The 16,295-nt window shown below is 52.9% G+C and carries 16 protein-coding genes; 11 read left to right on the forward strand and 5 right to left on the reverse strand.

Annotated features, from left to right (window positions below):
- Nucleotides 1-156: 156 nt before the first annotated feature.
- Nucleotides 157-1,215: a hypothetical protein gene (locus JW984_15325; protein ID MBN1574567.1), complete on the reverse strand. Its 1,059-nt coding sequence runs from the start codon at nt 1,213-1,215 to the stop codon at nt 157-159.
- A gap of 240 nt (nt 1,216-1,455) precedes the next feature.
- On the opposite strand from JW984_15325, the gene JW984_15330 reads away from it, so the two are divergent.
- The 6 genes from JW984_15330 (at nt 1,456) to JW984_15355 (ending at nt 6,692) form a co-directional block, all read left to right on the forward strand.
- Nucleotides 1,456-2,370, forward strand: coding sequence for an acyltransferase (locus JW984_15330; GenBank protein MBN1574568.1), 915 nt, complete (start codon nt 1,456-1,458; stop codon nt 2,368-2,370).
- Nucleotides 2,371-2,543: 173 nt separating this feature from the next.
- Nucleotides 2,544-2,747: a hypothetical protein gene (locus JW984_15335; GenBank protein ID MBN1574569.1), complete on the forward strand. Its 204-nt coding sequence runs from the start codon at nt 2,544-2,546 to the stop codon at nt 2,745-2,747.
- Between the two features lie 172 nt (nt 2,748-2,919).
- Nucleotides 2,920-4,602, forward strand: coding sequence for an arginine--tRNA ligase (locus JW984_15340; protein MBN1574570.1), 1,683 nt, complete (start codon nt 2,920-2,922; stop codon nt 4,600-4,602).
- A gap of 54 nt (nt 4,603-4,656) precedes the next feature.
- Nucleotides 4,657-5,364: an SPOR domain-containing protein gene (locus JW984_15345; GenBank protein ID MBN1574571.1), complete on the forward strand. Its 708-nt coding sequence runs from the start codon at nt 4,657-4,659 to the stop codon at nt 5,362-5,364.
- A gap of 15 nt (nt 5,365-5,379) precedes the next feature.
- Nucleotides 5,380-5,586 carry a 4Fe-4S binding protein gene (locus JW984_15350; protein ID MBN1574572.1) on the forward strand — a complete coding sequence of 69 codons (207 nt, stop codon included), beginning with the start codon at nt 5,380-5,382 and terminating at the stop codon, nt 5,584-5,586.
- Entirely contained in the window at nt 5,583-6,692 is a 1,110-nt protein-coding gene (locus tag JW984_15355) for a 3-methyl-2-oxobutanoate dehydrogenase subunit VorB (GenBank protein MBN1574573.1), read from the forward strand. Before JW984_15350 ends, JW984_15355 begins: the two co-directional genes overlap by 4 nt.
- Nucleotides 6,693-6,915: 223 nt before the next feature.
- Here the strand turns inward: JW984_15355 and JW984_15360 are convergent, their stop codons facing one another.
- Complete coding sequence (locus tag JW984_15360) at nt 6,916-7,107, reverse strand: hypothetical protein (GenBank protein MBN1574574.1); 192 nt, start codon at nt 7,105-7,107, stop codon at nt 6,916-6,918.
- Nucleotides 7,108-7,198: 91 nt separating this feature from the next.
- Entirely contained in the window at nt 7,199-7,612 is a 414-nt protein-coding gene (locus JW984_15365; protein MBN1574575.1) for a winged helix-turn-helix transcriptional regulator, read from the reverse strand.
- Between the two features lie 270 nt (nt 7,613-7,882).
- Here JW984_15365 and JW984_15370 point away from each other — a divergent pair, with 270 nt between their 5' ends.
- Nucleotides 7,883-8,590: a hypothetical protein gene (locus JW984_15370; protein MBN1574576.1), complete on the forward strand. Its 708-nt coding sequence runs from the start codon at nt 7,883-7,885 to the stop codon at nt 8,588-8,590.
- 177 nt (nt 8,591-8,767) lie between these two features.
- Here JW984_15370 and JW984_15375 read toward each other — a convergent pair whose 3' ends face one another.
- Together JW984_15375 and JW984_15380 are read right to left on the reverse strand one after the other, a co-directional pair.
- Nucleotides 8,768-9,010 (reverse strand): SHOCT domain-containing protein, encoded by a 243-nt coding sequence (locus JW984_15375; GenBank protein ID MBN1574577.1) that lies wholly within the window; start codon nt 9,008-9,010, stop codon nt 8,768-8,770.
- Nucleotides 9,011-9,234: 224 nt separating this feature from the next.
- A complete protein-coding gene (locus JW984_15380) occupies nt 9,235-9,417 on the reverse strand; it encodes an SHOCT domain-containing protein (GenBank protein MBN1574578.1) in 183 nt (60 codons plus the stop codon).
- 243 nt (nt 9,418-9,660) lie between these two features.
- Here JW984_15380 and JW984_15385 point away from each other — a divergent pair, with 243 nt between their 5' ends.
- The 4 genes from JW984_15385 (at nt 9,661) to JW984_15400 (ending at nt 16,009) form a co-directional block, all read left to right on the forward strand.
- Entirely contained in the window at nt 9,661-10,365 is a 705-nt protein-coding gene (locus tag JW984_15385; GenBank protein ID MBN1574579.1) for a hypothetical protein, read from the forward strand.
- Nucleotides 10,355-12,400 (forward strand): hydantoinase/oxoprolinase family protein, encoded by a 2,046-nt coding sequence (locus JW984_15390; protein MBN1574580.1) that lies wholly within the window; start codon nt 10,355-10,357, stop codon nt 12,398-12,400. Before JW984_15385 ends, JW984_15390 begins: the two co-directional genes overlap by 11 nt.
- 110 nt (nt 12,401-12,510) lie before the next feature.
- Nucleotides 12,511-14,088 (forward strand): glycosyltransferase family 39 protein, encoded by a 1,578-nt coding sequence (locus JW984_15395; protein MBN1574581.1) that lies wholly within the window; start codon nt 12,511-12,513, stop codon nt 14,086-14,088.
- Between the two features lie 226 nt (nt 14,089-14,314).
- Nucleotides 14,315-16,009, forward strand: a complete 1,695-nt coding sequence (locus JW984_15400) for a long-chain fatty acid--CoA ligase (GenBank protein ID MBN1574582.1) — start codon at nt 14,315-14,317, stop codon at nt 16,007-16,009.
- Nucleotides 16,010-16,295: the final 286 nt, after the last annotated feature.

The following is a 16,295-nucleotide window of genomic DNA, read 5'->3' on the forward strand; positions in this document are numbered from 1 at the left end:
ATTTTCTAATTTCCCGCTTTAACGGAAATTACGGTTTTGATGTTCTTATATCAAGGGACATGGGGCATAGGGCATCACGATTTCCAAAAGCCACACTGACTAACCGGCGCTTGTCAGTGCCACCCATCCTTGTTGTTGTCAAGCTTTCTTTCTTTTTCACTTCACGCTCGGCTCCCAGTAGGACTCCTTCTCCTTGTAGGAGATCACGCTTACCCTGAACTCCGGCACCTCGAAATCGACCTCGGAGGTATAGCCGTGGGGATCGCCGCCCACCTCCAGCGGCATCTCCCTGTCGAATTTTATGTTGACGGCGTCGGTCAGAAAATCGGTAAACTCCGGGCCGTTGTAAGTCCCTCTCCAGAGCCTCGGGATGTTTCTCAGGGCCTCGGCGGGCCTGACGTTGGCGATCCTGAGGTGCATGGTCCCGGACATCGCCTCGGCGAGGGGGAAGGCGCGAAATGCGTAGCCGAAGTAGGGTATGGTCCCGCACGCCACGATGTTCGCCCGACCACGAAAGACCTCCTGATCCATAACGTCTTCGAGCGCCTCATAGTGTCCATTTCTGTTGAGCCTGAATGTCTTATCGCCGGTGAACCTTACCTCCACTTCCGGCGCTTTTCCTCCTCTCGTCATCGCCCTCACCGCGGGGATCGATCTGGTAACAGAGGAGTATATGTAACCGTTCAGCCCGACGAAAAACCTTTCCAGAAAAGATTGGGACAGCTTTTCCATGAGGTCGTAATAGTCGTTCAATACCTGGGCGTCGATGCCTATCCCAGCAAAGGGGCAGAGCCTGCCCTTAACCTTGAGCAGATCGAACGTCGTTACCGAATACCCGCCCCCTTTTTTGATTTCCTCTATCTGTTTGAGCCCGTTATTGACCCCCGTGGCCCACGCCCAGGCGTTTCCCGTCCCCATCTTCAATATCCCGATTGTGGGCACCGATATATTGACGCCGCTGTCGGCCATTTTCCCGCTAACGTCCACGACCGCCGTGACGACGCCCACGATTGTCCCGTCGCCGCCGCCGGAGAAGATTATGTCGTAATCCTTTTTCAATATATCCGCTACGGCTCCGTCAACCTCGTCAAGCGCCCTCGTGTAGTAGAGGTTTTCGCCGCCGACTATCGAGACAAGCCTCTTGACCACCTGGTTGTTTACCCGGCTGGCGTTCCCGTTCAGGATAACGGCTATTTTGTGTCCCGCTTCGGCCATAGTTCGATAATGAGTGAATTTGTGATCAAGGCTTTCTAAAAAAATATGTTATGGGATTTTATAAGGCGTGTCAAACCAAATGTCAAACGAATTATCGACTAAAAAATGAAATTAAAAAAGTCAAATTAAAAAGTCTTGACTATGAATTTTTTAAGATATATCATATATTCGCAGCGGGGTGGGGCATGAGGGGTGCGGAAAATGCAGGGTACTTGCCAAACGGGGGCCAAAATTTCCACTTTGGAAATATTCAAGATCGCAGGGATCCAGTTTAGGGCCACAGAAGACCTCAGACGAAACATCGAAAAGGGGAAGGAGCTCCTCGCTCTCGCCCACAAAGAGGGAGTTAAGGTCGTCTCTTTCGCAGAGCTCTTCCATCTCCCGTGGTTTCCCCACACGAGGGAAGCGGACCCCGCGCCGCTCTCCGAGACCATACCCGGCCCCATTGTCGAGGAGTTTTCCCCCCTGGCTAAAAAGATGGACGCCGTTGTTGTCCTTCCGATTCTCGAGGTGGAGAGGGGGAGGGTCAAAAATGGAGATAGTAATAAAAGTGGGGGTAGATATTACAACGCCGCCGCGGTTATAGACGCCGACGGAAAATATCTCGGCAAGTACAGAAAGGTGCACATTCCCCAATTGCCCCTCTGGTTCGAGAAGGACTACTTCACCCCCGGCGGCGGAAAGGGGTCGAAAGACCCGTTTCCGGTCTTTCAGACGAAGTATCTAAAGCTCGGCGTCCAGATATGCTGGGATAATTTCTTCCCGGAGGGAAGCAGGGCCCTTGGGCTTAAAGGGTCGGAGCTCATCGTGGCTCCCACGGCCGCCGCCATGAAGACCCACGAGAGGTGGGAGAAGGTCATCTCGGCAAATGCGATAACAAACGGGCTTTTTGCCATGCGCGTAAATAGGACGGGGAGCGAAACGGCCCAGGACTTCTACGGTGAAAGCTTCTGCGTTGACCCGAACGGCGAGATGATAGGAGAGCCGTCCGGAATGAACGACGGGGTCTCCATCTTCGAGATTAATCTTAAGATGATCAAAGAGGTAAGGGAGATGTGGCCGTTTTTTAAAGACCGTCGCCCCGAGCTTTACGGGCAAAGGTCGTGCCCGTCCCTTAAACTCGGGATTAAGAAGAAGTTTGGGGCCAAATTATAAATGAAAGAAGGGTTTAAAGATTAATTGATTCTATATTGAAATAATTCGTTTTCCCTTTAATACTTTTGTGTTAAAATACAAGCATAAACAGCAATCAGCTGAAGCAGGTATAAGAAGATCAAAAAAAATAAATATAAATAAAATGTTTTAGCAAATTCGGGAGGGGGCTTGCCATGACGCTCGAAAAGAAACTCTGTGCCGTTTGTGCATGGAGGAGAAACTGCAAGAAGAAATTTTCTACTTCCTCAGGTGGGGCCCTCTATTGTTCAGACTTTACAAAAGACCTCTCCATAAAAGAAGAGCCTGATGTGGATCTGATGGAGAATGGAGGGGGAGCGGCCGACGGGAAAAAGAAGGATAAGTACTGGAAGTGGTAGGCGGCGATATTCAACGGGGGAGGGGGGAGAAGGACGAGGGGTTGGGGGGGTGGGAGGTTCGGGGGTGGGAGGTTAAGGGTGTTGGGAGTGAGAGGGGGGGGTCTTTTAAAAAGTGGAGAGTAATACATTAAGAAGTAGCATTAAACGATAGAGGGGGAAAAGGCTCGTTTTGATAAAAAATAAGCTCGCCAAAATCGTGCGGGTTGTAATATCCGATCTTAAGGAGGAGGGCTTAATAAGTACGGAGCTCTTGCCGGAGCCGCAGATCGAAACGCCGAAAGATCAACGGCACGGCGACTTCGCCTCGAACATCGCTATGGTTCTCGCATCGATGGAGAATAAAAATCCAAGGGAGCTTGCGGACAGGATCGCAGGCGCCATCAAGGGGAATGACATCTCCGATGCGAAGGCGATCGTAAAGGATGTCAAGGTAGCGGGGCCCGGGTTTATCAATTTCACCCTTAATGATTCGGTTTGGCACGATTCCTTGAGGGAGGTCCTGTCTAATGAGGAGGATTACGGGAGATCGGATGTCGGGGACGGTCAGCGCGTTCAGATCGAGTTCGTCAGCGCAAATCCGACGGGCCCGCTCCATATAGGCCACGCCAGGGGGGCTGTGGTGGGGGATGTTCTCGCCTCAATTCTATCAAAGGCCGGATTTTACGTAGAAAGGGAATATTATATAAACGACGCCGGGGTTCAGATGGGAACCCTCGGGCGAAGCGTATATTCCCGCTGCCTGGAACATTTCGGGAGGGAAGTTGTCTATCCTGATAACTACTACCAGGGCGAATATATCGGGGAGATAGCCGGGAAGCTGGCCGAAAAAGAGGGGGAAGGCCTCCTTAAATTGGATGAGACTGAGGCCGTCCACCTGTGTGCCGACTTCGCATTGAACTTGATACTGGACGATATAAAAAGGGACCTCCACGACTTCGGGGTCGATTATAACGTCTGGTTTTCCGAAAAAGGGCTCTACGAAAAGGGACAAGTGGACGAATCCATAAAAAAGTACAGGGATGAGGGGATAATATACGAAAAGGAGGGGGCCCTCTGGTTTAATACGACCGATCACGGCGACGACAAGGACAGGGTCGTGGTAAAGAGCGACGGGGAGAAGACCTACTTCGCCTCGGACATCTCCTATCACAAGGACAAGTACGACCGGGGCTTCGACAAGGTCATAAACATCTGGGGATCCGATCACCACGGATACGTGGTAAGGATGAAGGCGGCGGTAAAGGCCATGGGGAGGGACCCGGACGACCTGGAGATAATACTGATCCAGTTCGTAAACCTGATTCGGGGCGGAAAGCCGGTCTCCATGTCCACGAGGTCGGGGGAGTTTATCACACTGAGAGAGGTCCTTGACGAGGTGGGAACGGACGCCATGCGCTACTTCATGCTGATGAGAAGCTACGACACCCACCTCGACTTCGATCTGGATCTGGCCAAGAAGAGGTCCCAGGACAATCCCGTCTATTACGTTCAATATGCCCATGCGAGGATATGCTCGATCTTGAGGCAGGCCGAGGAGGCGGGAATGGATGTTTCCAGGATCAGGGATTCGGCCGATCTTACACGCCTCACGCTTCCGGAAGAGGCGGCCGTAATAAAAAAACTCGCGGAGTTTCCCGAGACGGTGGAGGAGGCGGCGGGGTCGCTTGAGCCCCACAGGATCACGTTTTACGTATTTGAGCTTGCCTCCCTATTTCACAGCTACTATAACCACCACCGCGTCATAACGGAGGACGAAAAGCTGACCGCGGCCAGACTAACCTTTGTTGTCGCCGTAAAGACGGTAATCAAAAACGCCCTTACGTTTATGGGCATATCGGCGCCCGAAAGGATGTAATAAAATGTTCGCACTTAGATTATTCTCTTTGTTTTTTTAAAGGGGGATAAAAAAGTGAGAGATATGAGAGACAACGATTTGAGGTATTTCCCTGACGATGACGACGACAGGATGAGGGATTACAGAAGGGCGAAGGACAGCTACGAGTTCAGCCTCGAGCCCAGGCATTTGGCCCTCATCGTGATGGTCGCTATCATCTGTGGGGCGTTGATATTCGCCGCGGGCTACATGACGGGACGCTCCACCGCCACGAAGGGCGGCGGCTTGATAGCAAAGGAAGGTGGGGAGGAGAAGGTCTTTCCCCTCTCGGAAGGGGATAAAGAGGGGACCGAGGGGGACACAGCGGACGAAGGGAAGGAGCCCAAGGTCAACTTTTACGATACGCTGGAGAACGGCGGGATCACCGAAGAGAAGTTGGGTGAAGGGGAAAATACGGGAGACAAGACAGGAGATGTGACGCCGCCCAAGGGCGAAACGCCGGGATCGAAGGATGAAGTGGCTAAAACCGAAACCGGCGACGACAACAAACTCTACTACATCCGGGTCTTTGCCACCAAAGATAAAACTAAGGCGGACAAGCTCCTGAAATCGCTGAAGGCGGACGGATACCCCGCCTACATCAAGGAGGTTGACGGCGGGACCATGAGCATCAGGATAAAGTGGTACAATACGAAAGAGGAGGCCCTGAAGGTGATGGGCGATCTTATGATTGATAAAAATTACAAGGACTATAAACCGGAAATTGGAACGGGATGGAAGTGAGACAGGAAGCTTACGATGCCTAAAGTTATAATCGATTTTGATCTGTGCAAGGGGTGCGGCCTGTGTGTCGATGCGTGTCCGAGAAATATCATAGTAATCGGCAATACGTCAAACGGCAAGGGATACTTTACCGCACTCTATGAAGACGAGGAGGGAAAATGCACGGGATGTGCGCTCTGCGCTGAGATGTGTCCCGATGTTGCCATCGAGGTATTCAAATGACAGGAGAGACCAAAGTGGTTGAACCGAAAGAGAGCAAAAAATCTCAAGAAAAGGATCTCATTAAGGGGAATGAGGCGATCGCCATGGGGGCCTTGGATGCGGGGCTGAAGTTCTACTTCGGCTATCCCATAACTCCCCAGAACGACATTCCGGAGTACCTCTCCCTTCACCTGCCGAAGGCGGGCGGCGCCTTTATTCAGGCCGAGAGCGAGATCGCATCGATAAATATGGTTCTGGGGGCCGCCGCCACCGGAAAGAGGGCGATGACCTCGTCGTCAAGTCCCGGGATATCGCTGATGCAGGAGGGGATATCCTACATGGCGGGAAGCGAGATACCCGGGGTCGTGGTAAATATCTCAAGGAGCGGCCCTGGCCTGGGCGGAATCCACCCGTCCCAGGGGGATTACTTCCAGGCGACCAGGGGCGGGGGGCACGGCGACTACAGGATGGTAGTGCTCGCCCCGAACTCCGTCCAGGAGATGTACGACCTCACCATAAACGCCTTCGACCTCGCCGACAAATACAGAAACCCCGTCATGATCCTGGGAGACTCCATCCTGGGCCAGATAAAGGAGCCGATGGTAAGACACGGGAAGATAAACCCGCCGGTCGAGAAACCCTGGGCCCTGACCGGCGCCGACGGGAGGGAGCAGAGGATATTGAAATCCCTCTACCTCGCTGAGGGGGAGCTGACGGAGCACAACTGGAAGCTCAAGGAGAAATACGACAGCATGGCGGCAGACACCCGGTTTGAGGCGTATTATACCGACGACGCCGAGCTTATCGTCAGCGCCTTTGGGTCGGTATCGAGGATCGTAAAGACCGCTATCGACAGGCTCCGGGAGAAGGGGCTCAAGATTGGGCTGTTTCGGCCCATTACACTCTTTTCCTTCCCGGATGCCCAGCTGAAGAAGCTGTCGGGGAAGGTCAAGAACTTCCTCGTGGTGGAGCTGAACACGGGACAGATGGTCGAGGACGTGAGGCTCTCCGTTCTTGGGGACGCAGTAGTCCAGTTCTACGGGAACCCCCCCGGCTCAATACCGTCGCCGGCGGAGCTGACCGAGGTTGTCGAAAAACACTACCCAAAGCGAGCCAAGGCGGGGTAGGGAGATCGGGGCCGGCGCTTTAAAGCGGCTCCATGTCACCATTCTCGTTTTCGGGATTATATTGAGATTCGATATCAAACGGTGAAGTAATCAGTCACTACATAAAATATTAGAAACAAAGAGGGGAGGGGGATTTAACATCCCCGCTCCCCTTTTCAGCAAGCCCGAAAATTTATGCGGCGAATCGGCAGAGAGTTCCCGCTGACTGAAACATCAGGCCATTCTAAGCCTTTGCGCCTTCGTCCTCTTTGCCCTCGACGGGTGTACAGCAGCAGCCGCACTCCTTCATCATCTCTCCCATCTTCTCCATGCAGTTCGATTTCTTCATCATCTCCTTCATCTTCTCCACAAATGCTGGATCCTTCATCATCTCGATCATCCTCTCCTTGCAGGCATCTACTTTTTCATCGGCCATCTCGCTCACCTCCTTTCAAATTTGATGTTTCATCCATAAATATCAATTCGTTAAGCCTTTAAGTAACTCCTAAAATAGTTTGACAAAAAAATTACACCTCTCCCTTGGTCCCCTCCGTATCGGCAATCTCTGACCTGACCTCCTCAAGCTCCCTTAAAAGCTCTCCCTCGTATCTCCTCAGGCGATCGATTCTATCTGCGCCGGTCTCCTTTGCCATTCCCATACAGTTCATCTTGCAGCTGCATACCTTTGAGATCATCTCCCTGCAGTTATCCAATGCATCGATGTTTACCTCGTAGGGGACACAGCATCCCTGGCGCTGATTCTTGACGAGCCCCGTAAATTTCAAGACCTTGAGGTGCTGGGAAACCGCGGATGGAGTAATTCCCAAGGTTTCAGAGAGCTCGTTTACCCCCATAGGCCCCTTCTCCTTTAACAGCTCTATAATCTTTATCCGGGATTCAACGCCGAAGGCCTTGAACGTCTCGGCCATAAAGGTTCGCATAGAAGCACCTCCCGACTGAAATTTTTGTTACCAATACTCCATTCAGAGTCGAAGCGTGTATCTACTTTTCGCGACTCCGACCAATTAAGTATATGCTTAAATCCTATATTACTTTTCACCCCATGTCAAGCTATTTCTGTTTTTCTTTTTAAAAAATCTACTTGACTTCATCTAATCTTACTATCTTTGCGGTGAGTCTGTTAAAATGCCGTGACGTTGACTATTATCCAAAATGTGATATTATTGTATGCGTAAATCGAAGGGGTGAAAATGACGGTTCTTGGCGACATCAAAATCGACATCGATGTTAACGATGTTTTGAAGATCATGGGGTACCGGGGCGAAAGGAAGGCCCCGAAGCGGATCGCCGCCGCCGCCGAGGAGGCGAAGGATAGATGCCTCGACCTCGTAGAGCCGAGGTCCGTCTACGAGGTCTACGATATATCGGGCATGGGGGAGGGGACCGTGAGCCTCAACGGGTCGCGGTTTCGCGGGAAGGTCCTCCAAAGGGTCCTCGCCGGCTCCAGGAGGGCGGTGGTCTTCGTCGCCACGCTGGGGGGGACAATTGACGGCGAGGTCAAGAGGCTGATCGAAGGCGGGGACACCTTCTCGGCCGTTATGCTCGACACCTTCGGGTCGGTCGCCCTCGGTGTGGCCTCCGTCTGCATCTACAAGAAGATACTTGAGTTGGAGGGAATCCCCAGTGGCTATGGCCTTACCCCGTCGTTCGGCCCCGGCGAGTGCAGGTGGGACATAAGGGAGCAGAGGGAGCTCTTCAGACTCGTTAACGCCGGCTCGATCGGGGTGACGCTCACCGAGACATGCCTCATGATACCGAAGAAGAGCAGGTCGGGGATCATGGGTCTGGGCCCAATCGATGCGATCTCCCATGCCTCCCCCTGTGACCTGTGCGACGCGAAGGAGTGCCCCGGCCGCGATATGCTCACGATCCTCGGGATCATCGGCTCTAAATCTTGATTTGTCTTTTCGGTTCACGGATTTGTAATAAGTCCGACAGAGCCGGGGAGGGCCATAAAAAAGCCGGATTAGAAACCGGCACGTCTCAAATCCGGCAGATACTATTCAAATTGGAACTCAGAGACCGTGGATGTTCACCGATCTTGATCGTTGACGGCGGCACGTCTTAAAAAACTCCTACTTTTTTGACAGCCCCTTTTTGATCTTGAGATATTCCTTCTCGGTGATCTCCCCCGCGGCGTAGCGCCGGTCGAGAATCTCCATCGGTGTGGCGGAGCCGCCGCCGACTCTCGCCTCGCCCCTACGCGCAAAGAGCCTTGAGATTAAAATCGCCGCAAGGGTCAGTATCCCCGTCCAGAATAGGATTGAGGCTATCATCCAGAAGCCGCCCATCCCCCAGCCCCAGTATCCTCCGCCCATCGCCCCGCACCACCTATCGCCTAAGAGGTCGAACAGGCGAAGCGCCGGGGCCGATAAATCTATAATCATTGTCGTAATGTTCATCTTCTTTCTCCTTTCTATTCTCAAGCCGGCTCATGGAAGGAGCCGACCTAATCATCTTCGTTTTGCGTTAAACCTCCAAAAAAATCGACTTTAATTCAACCGCTCCAACCATTAAAGTTTTCGTGGAGGTTTAACATCAATTATGTGTTTAACGTGTTTTTCATCCGCTTGTATTCCTCTTCCGTGATCTCGCCCGCGGCGTAGCGCCGGTCGAGAATCTCCCCTGGGTTTTCTCCCCCCCTCAGGAAATCGAGTCCTCCCCTCTGATAAACAAAAAAGAGAAGAACCAGAAGCGCTATCACTAATATAAAACCTACAATCATTCTATTTGTCTCCATATCGGTTGTTTTTAAACTAAAACCGCAAAACAATGCGGCGACTTTTTATCCTATTAATATTATAGCAATTAAAATCTCAAATTCAATATATTAGTAGTATTTTACTAAAGAATTATTTTGTCCGAGCTTATCGCCCTGCAAATCCGATCCCGGCGCACCCTCCCCTTGACTTTTTTCGGGCCTGTGATAAATTAGTAGACTTAAGGTTTGCTTCATCGGAGAACGAGAGTGACGATTATAGATGGACACTGTATTGACGTAGATGTTGAAGGCGTCCTTGCCTTTATGGGCTACAATGACGAGAATCCCGCATCGAAAAGGCTCCTCGAAGCGGCCCACAAGATGCTGGAGAGGTGCCTCGATCTTGTCAGGCCCCGCTCGGTCTACAGCGTCCACGAAATAGGAGAGGTGAACGGGGAATTTGTCCGCATCGGGGACGCCGAGTTTAAGGGGCAGATATTGAAAAGGATTCTGAGCGGATCGGTCATGGCCGCGGTCGCCGTCGGGACGGTCGGGATCGGTATCGACGAAGAGATTGAGAGGCTGAATTCCAAGGGTGATACCGTCTCCGCCCTCATCCTCGACACCATGGGGATCGTGGCGCTTATGCGGGCGAGGGTTTTATTTTTAGGGGAGCTTTACGACCGGGAGGCGAAGCCGAGGGGCTTCTCCGCCACCCCTCCCTACGGCCCCGGCCAGTGTCACTGGGACATAAGGGAGCAGAGGGAGCTTTTTAGCCTCGTGGACGCGGATTCTGTGGGGGTAAAGCTGACGGAGTCTTACCTCATGATCCCGAAGAAGAGCGTCTCCGGGATAATCGGGCTTGGGCCGGAGGGCCGGACCTTCGACATGACCCCCTGTGATATTTGCGACCGGGTCGACTGCCAGGGAAGGCGGATGAGGGGGATGATCGGAGGATTGAATGGGGCTTAAAGGATCACCCCTCTTTTTAGGGATAGACACCGGCGGGACATTTACCGATTCGGTCCTGATCGACGCCGCCGGAGGCTCGAAGACCAAGGTCGTGGCCCGATCGAAGGCCCCCACCACCCACAGGGACCTGATCTCCGGTATCAGGAAGTCCCTTTCGGGACTCGGCGACTGCGACTTCGGCCGGGTCAAGATGGTCGGCCTCTCCACGACGCTAGCCACAAACGCCATCGTCGAGGGGACGGGGCGCCCCGTGGCCCTCATCGTCGTGGGGTACGACAAGGGGATAAAGCTCTCCGTTGGCGGTATCGGGACGATCATAACGAAGAGGTTAAAGGGCGGCCACGACGTTAAGGGGAAGGTTGCCGAGCCGCTGGACGAAAAAGAGGCTATGAGGTTTGTCAGGTCGGTTCACAAAGACGTCGAGGCCTTCGCCTGCGCCTCCTACTTCTCGGTCAGAAATCCCGAACACGAAAACAGGGTCAAAAAGATAATATCTTCCATTACCGAAAAGCCGGTGGTCTTGGGCCACATGCTTTCCATGGATCTGAACGCCGACATCAGGGCGACCACCGCCGCCCTGAATGCGGGTCTGATACCACTGATCTCTGAGCTCATGGATTCCGTTAAGGGGGCCGTTTTGGAGATGGGGATTTTTGCCCCGCTGATGGCCGTCAAGGGGGACGGCTCCCTCATGAGCGAGTCCACCGCCAGAAAACGCCCCATCGAGACGATCCTCTCCGGCCCGGCGGCGTCGGTGGTGGGGGCAGGGGCACTCGTCCCGCGGGAGCGCCTTAAGGACAGCGTCATCATCGACATCGGCGGCACGACGTCGGACATTGCGGTCATGGGAGACGGGCGCCCCAGGCTATCCGACTCCGGCGCCAGGGTCGGGAAGTTCCGCACATTCGTCAGCGCCGTGGACGTAAGGACCGTAGGCCTCGGCGGGGACAGCTTCATCTACTACGGGGACTTAAGCGAGGCGGTGACGCTTGGGCCGGGGCGAATCCTCCCGATAGGGAGGCTCGCCGAACAATACCCGGTCGTTTTTGGGATGCTCGACTCCATGACTGAAGCGGATATTCAAGCGGCCCGAAAAATCCGCTACATGCCGACCGACTTCTTTGCGGCGGGCGTTATGCCAAAAGGGAGGGATCTCGATAGAGACGTAGTCGAGATGTACGAAGAGCTTAAACAAAGCCCCATCTCCCCCCTCTCGGGGTCGGAGTTCGGGGTAGGGAGAAAGAGGTTCAGGGTAGAGAGGGTGCTGGAAAGGATGATCAGGATGGGGGCGGCGGTGAGGGCTGGCCTTACCCCAACGGACGTTTTCAACGCCGATGGTAGGTCCGAGATCGGAATCGTCGAGGCGTCAAGGCTCGCCCTAAGCGTGGCGGCGGGGGCAGCCGGGATTTCGGCGGACGGTCTTGCTGAGCGCGTGATGGACGCCATCAGGGAGCGGATCGTCCTTGAGATCCTCTTTGCCGCCGTTGACGGAGATAAAAGGGGGGAGGGCGGAATTATCAATTTTAACGAATTCGGCGTCCTCTCCGGCGCCGTCAGGAGGTGGCTCTCGGGCGCGGAAAACGGAGACCCTGTATCTGTGGACATCAACCTCGGAAGGGAGATAATAGCAGTGGGGGCGCCCGCCGGGATATTCATTGGACCTTCAGCCGGGCGCCTGGGCGTCAAATACTCGGTGCCGGAGGAGGCCGGCGTGGCCAACGCCGTGGGGGCCGTGTCGGGGGTCGTTATGTCGACCATGAAGGCGTCGATAAGGTCGGACGATCTGGAAGGATATATCGTCTTTATGCCGGAGGAGAGGAGGGCCTTCAAGAAGCTGAGCGACGCCAGAGAGCACGCTTTTGGCGCCCTCAAGTCCGCCGTAACCGACGAGGTCGTTGAATCAGGCGGGGTGGACGTGGAGGTAAAGGAGGAGTGGAGGGACATTAATATAGAGAGCGGGGGAGCGAATATCTTGGTCGAGTCTGTGCTTACGGTCAGCGCCGTGGGGAGGCCCAATATTGGGAGATTGGATTGAGAGGTATGTATTGATAACTGAAAGATATTTGTTGATGTAATGCCCCGACAGGTGAGCGCCCGCAGTTCCGGAATAGTTGATATTGAAAAGAATTTATTAACGGTTTTTTTATGAAAAACGGCAATACCAAGGCTTCGATCAAAATAGTCTTACTCGGTATTCTTCTTTTTGGAATATCGCTGAGGCTTTACGAGATCGATGAGCCCTGGATCGGCGCTCACGACAGCTCCGGGGCGACAAACGGCAACGCGGCCGCATTTTTCCTCGAATACGGATTGGGTGAGACCGGCCCGATTATTGTCAAAGGCGTAAATTCGGCCGATCCCTTGTCGTTCAACTACTATATCAATCACCCCCCACTGAACCAGATAATCACGTACGGGTCGTATATCCTGTTTGGAAAAAGCGAGGCCTCCACACGCATAGTCCCAATAATATTCTCGATACTGTCGATTATCCTCACGTATATGATAGCGGTCAAGATATACGGGCCCGGGCCGTCGTTGTTGGTTGTCCTGTTCATGGCGATAAATCCGATTGAATCGTATTACGGGCGTCTCCCCCACATGTTTGTGGCCACCAAGTTTTTCGTTCTCCTTACCGTCTATCTCTACATCTTATGGATAAGAACGAGGAACAGGCTGTATTATCCCTTCATAGTCCTGACCCTTCTGTTGGGCCTCTTTACGGATTGGCCCGCGTATTTTCTGCCGCCGGCCCTCCTCCTTTATCATCTCTTGGTGGAGGGGAAGAGGGGGATCGCATTCCCCGTGATTCTGAATTTTGTCGCCTTTCTCGCCTTTGCGGCTTTTATGCTCGCGGTTATGCATTATACCGACAGCTATGGGCTCCATGAGCTTATGAGGGTCTACGAAAAGAGCGAGATCGCTAAGGATTTTTCCTTCTTGAGCGTATTTTGGAAAAACGGCTACTACATTCTGTTATACTATTCGGTTGGATGGATCCTTTTGGTCCTGGCGTATTTCTGCGACCTGCTCGGAATGAAATTGAAGCCCAAATCGACCGCCGATCACCGCATGACGAGGGAGCAGAAGGGTGTGCTGCTAATCCTTTTCATCGTCGGGACGCTGAACATAGCGCTCTTTCCAAAACACTCCATCAACCATGAGCACTGGATGGAATTCTATTCTCCGTTCTTGGCCCTGTTGGGGGGTTTTGCCGGGAGTTATCTCTACTCTTCAGGCAAATGGAGAAGGGGTCTCGTTATAATACTGGTGTCTCTCTTTGCGGCCCAGTCCCTGTTCATCTATGCCCGTCGCCAGGCGCAGCATGACTACTTTCCCCTTACGATCGAGATGGCCAAATCGGTCAAAAACCTCGAGGTCGATCCGGTAAACACCGTCTACCTTACACCCTTTCTGGTCAGCAACGACATTTTCCTCTTCTACTCCGGCTCTCGAATTATCCGCATTAACAATATCGAAAGTATCCGCGATCTCGATAAAAAAATGCCCGGCGTCCATTTCAGATACATTTCGATCGACTCCGAATCCGCCAGGGAAAAGGCCGGTTTCTTTTCCGCCTTTTCCGAGAGCGATTTGAAAATCTGGGGGCTTTACAAGGAGGGGGAAGACCCCCTTGTGAAGGGCCGTTTTTTGAGAAAGATATTGTGTATCAACGGCTTCTATCTCTATTCGGTTCATCTGAATGAGCAGCCCGCGTATTAACAAAGTCATGAATATTCTTGAATAAAAAAGGTCTATTCCCCGACTTCGACCGCTCGCCCTGTCCCGTTAAAAATGAATTCTCTGCATCTGTTGATCCTTTGTGTAAAGGATTCCTCAATTAATAAAATTCCATATATTACCAAAATTAGCTATCTTGACAGATTTTCCTTTGTGCAATATCATAACCAAATAACTAATTTAGAAATACGATCTGGAGGAAAAATCCATGAAAAGAGTATGGCACCAGTTCTACGACGAGGGTGTTACGCCCGAGATGAAGATTCCCGAGATCACCATCTACGATATATTGGAGAACAGCACCGAAAAGTACCCCGATAATCCCGCCACGTACTTCATGGGGGCGAGGCTGAAATATACACAGCTCAAAGACCACGTGGACAGGTTTGCCGCAGGGCTCAAAAAGATGGGCGTAAAAAAGGGGGACAGGATCGCTGTTTCCCTCCCGAACTGCCCCCAGTCGGTGATCGCCTTTTACGCCGCCTTCAAGCTGGGGGCCGTGGCGGTCGGGTTCAACCCCCTCTACGTTGAGAGGGAGCTTATCTACCAGTTCAACGACTCAGGCGCCGAGACCCTTATTACGCTCGACATCCTCTGGGAGAAGAGGATAAAGGGGATCGCCGACGAAGTTCCATTAAAGCGGATAATCGTGACGAACGTGAAAGACTACCTGCCGGGGCTCAAGGCCCTCTTCTACCCGGTTGCCGCGAGGCTCCAGGGGATGTGGGCGCCGGCTCAGCCGGACGAGAGGGTGCACTACTTCAAGGACGTCGTTTCCAATAGCGACCCCAAGGGGGCGACCCAGGAGGCTAAACACGAAGACCTGGCGCTCCTCCAGTACACCGGCGGTACCACCGGCCTCCCCAAGGGGGTCATGCTCTCCCACAAAAACATCGTTTCCTGCACCGTGGCCATCGGGAGCTACTTCACCAACGCCGTCATGGGCAAGGAGCGCCACATCTCCGTTATCCCCGCCTTTCACATCTATGGGCTTACCATGTGCACGGTCATGCCGGTATATCAGGGGGCGGAGATACAGCTCATCCCGAGGTTTGACGTGAACATGCTCCTAAAGGAGATCCCGAAGCTCAAGCCGACCTACTTTTGCGCCGTCCCAACGATGTACGTCGGGATCATCAACCACCCGGATCTCAAGAAATACGACATCTCGTCGATCAAGGGGTGCTTCTCCGGGGCGTCGCCCCTCCCTGTCTCGGTGATGAAGAGGTTCGAGGAGCTCACCGGCGGGAGGATCATCGAGGGGTACGGCCTCTCCGAGGCGGCCCCAGTCTCCCACGCCAACACCTTTTTCGGAAAGCGCAAGTCCGCCAGCGTCGGCTTTCCGATCCCCAACACCGACTGCAGACTGGTTGACATCGACGATGGCAAGAGGGAGGTAAAGATCGGCGAGCCGGGAGAGGTCGTCATCAAGGGGCCGCAGGTGATGATGGGCTACTGGAACAAGGAGGAGCAGACGAGGGAAGCCCTGCAGGACGGATGGCTCTACACAGGGGACATAGCCACGCGGGACGAGGAGGGGTTCTTCTACATCGTGGACAGGAAGAAGGACATGATAATCGCCGGCGGGTACAACATCTACCCCCGTGAGATCGACGAGGTCCTCTACAGCCACCCGAAGATTCAGGATGCGGTGGCGGTCGGCATACCCGACCCGTACCGGGGCGAGACGGTCAAGGCCTTTATCGTCCTGAAGGAGGGGGAGACGATGACGGAAGACGAGATAAAGGCGTACTGCAAGAAAAACCTCGCCGTCTTCAAGGTCCCCAAGATATACGAGTTCAAGAAGGAGCTCCCGATGAGCATGATAGGAAAGGTCCTCAGGAAGAAGCTCAGGGACGAGGAGATCGAGAAGATGGGGGATGGGGCAGGGGCGGGGGCCTGATCTCTTTAAATTTCAGGCGGTTTGTGTTGGTCGGTAGGTTGGTGGGGGGAGGGCTGTTAAAAGGCTATTGAACTTAATACTATTGATCTATCTACTAAAGCTCTTTTGATTAAAAACGAAATTAATCAAATAGTGATATTAAATAGGTAATTAAGTTTCAATGATTTCTAATACAATTTACCATTTGCGCTGTAATCTATCTCCCATTACCAAGATTTTTCTGTATAAAATTAGATATGATACTTTTAGATTATAATCAAAAAATATTACTGCAATAATAACTAAA

Source organism: Candidatus Zymogenus saltonus, assembly GCA_016929395.1.
Lineage (GTDB): Bacteria > Desulfobacterota > Zymogenia > Zymogenales > Zymogenaceae > Zymogenus > Zymogenus saltonus.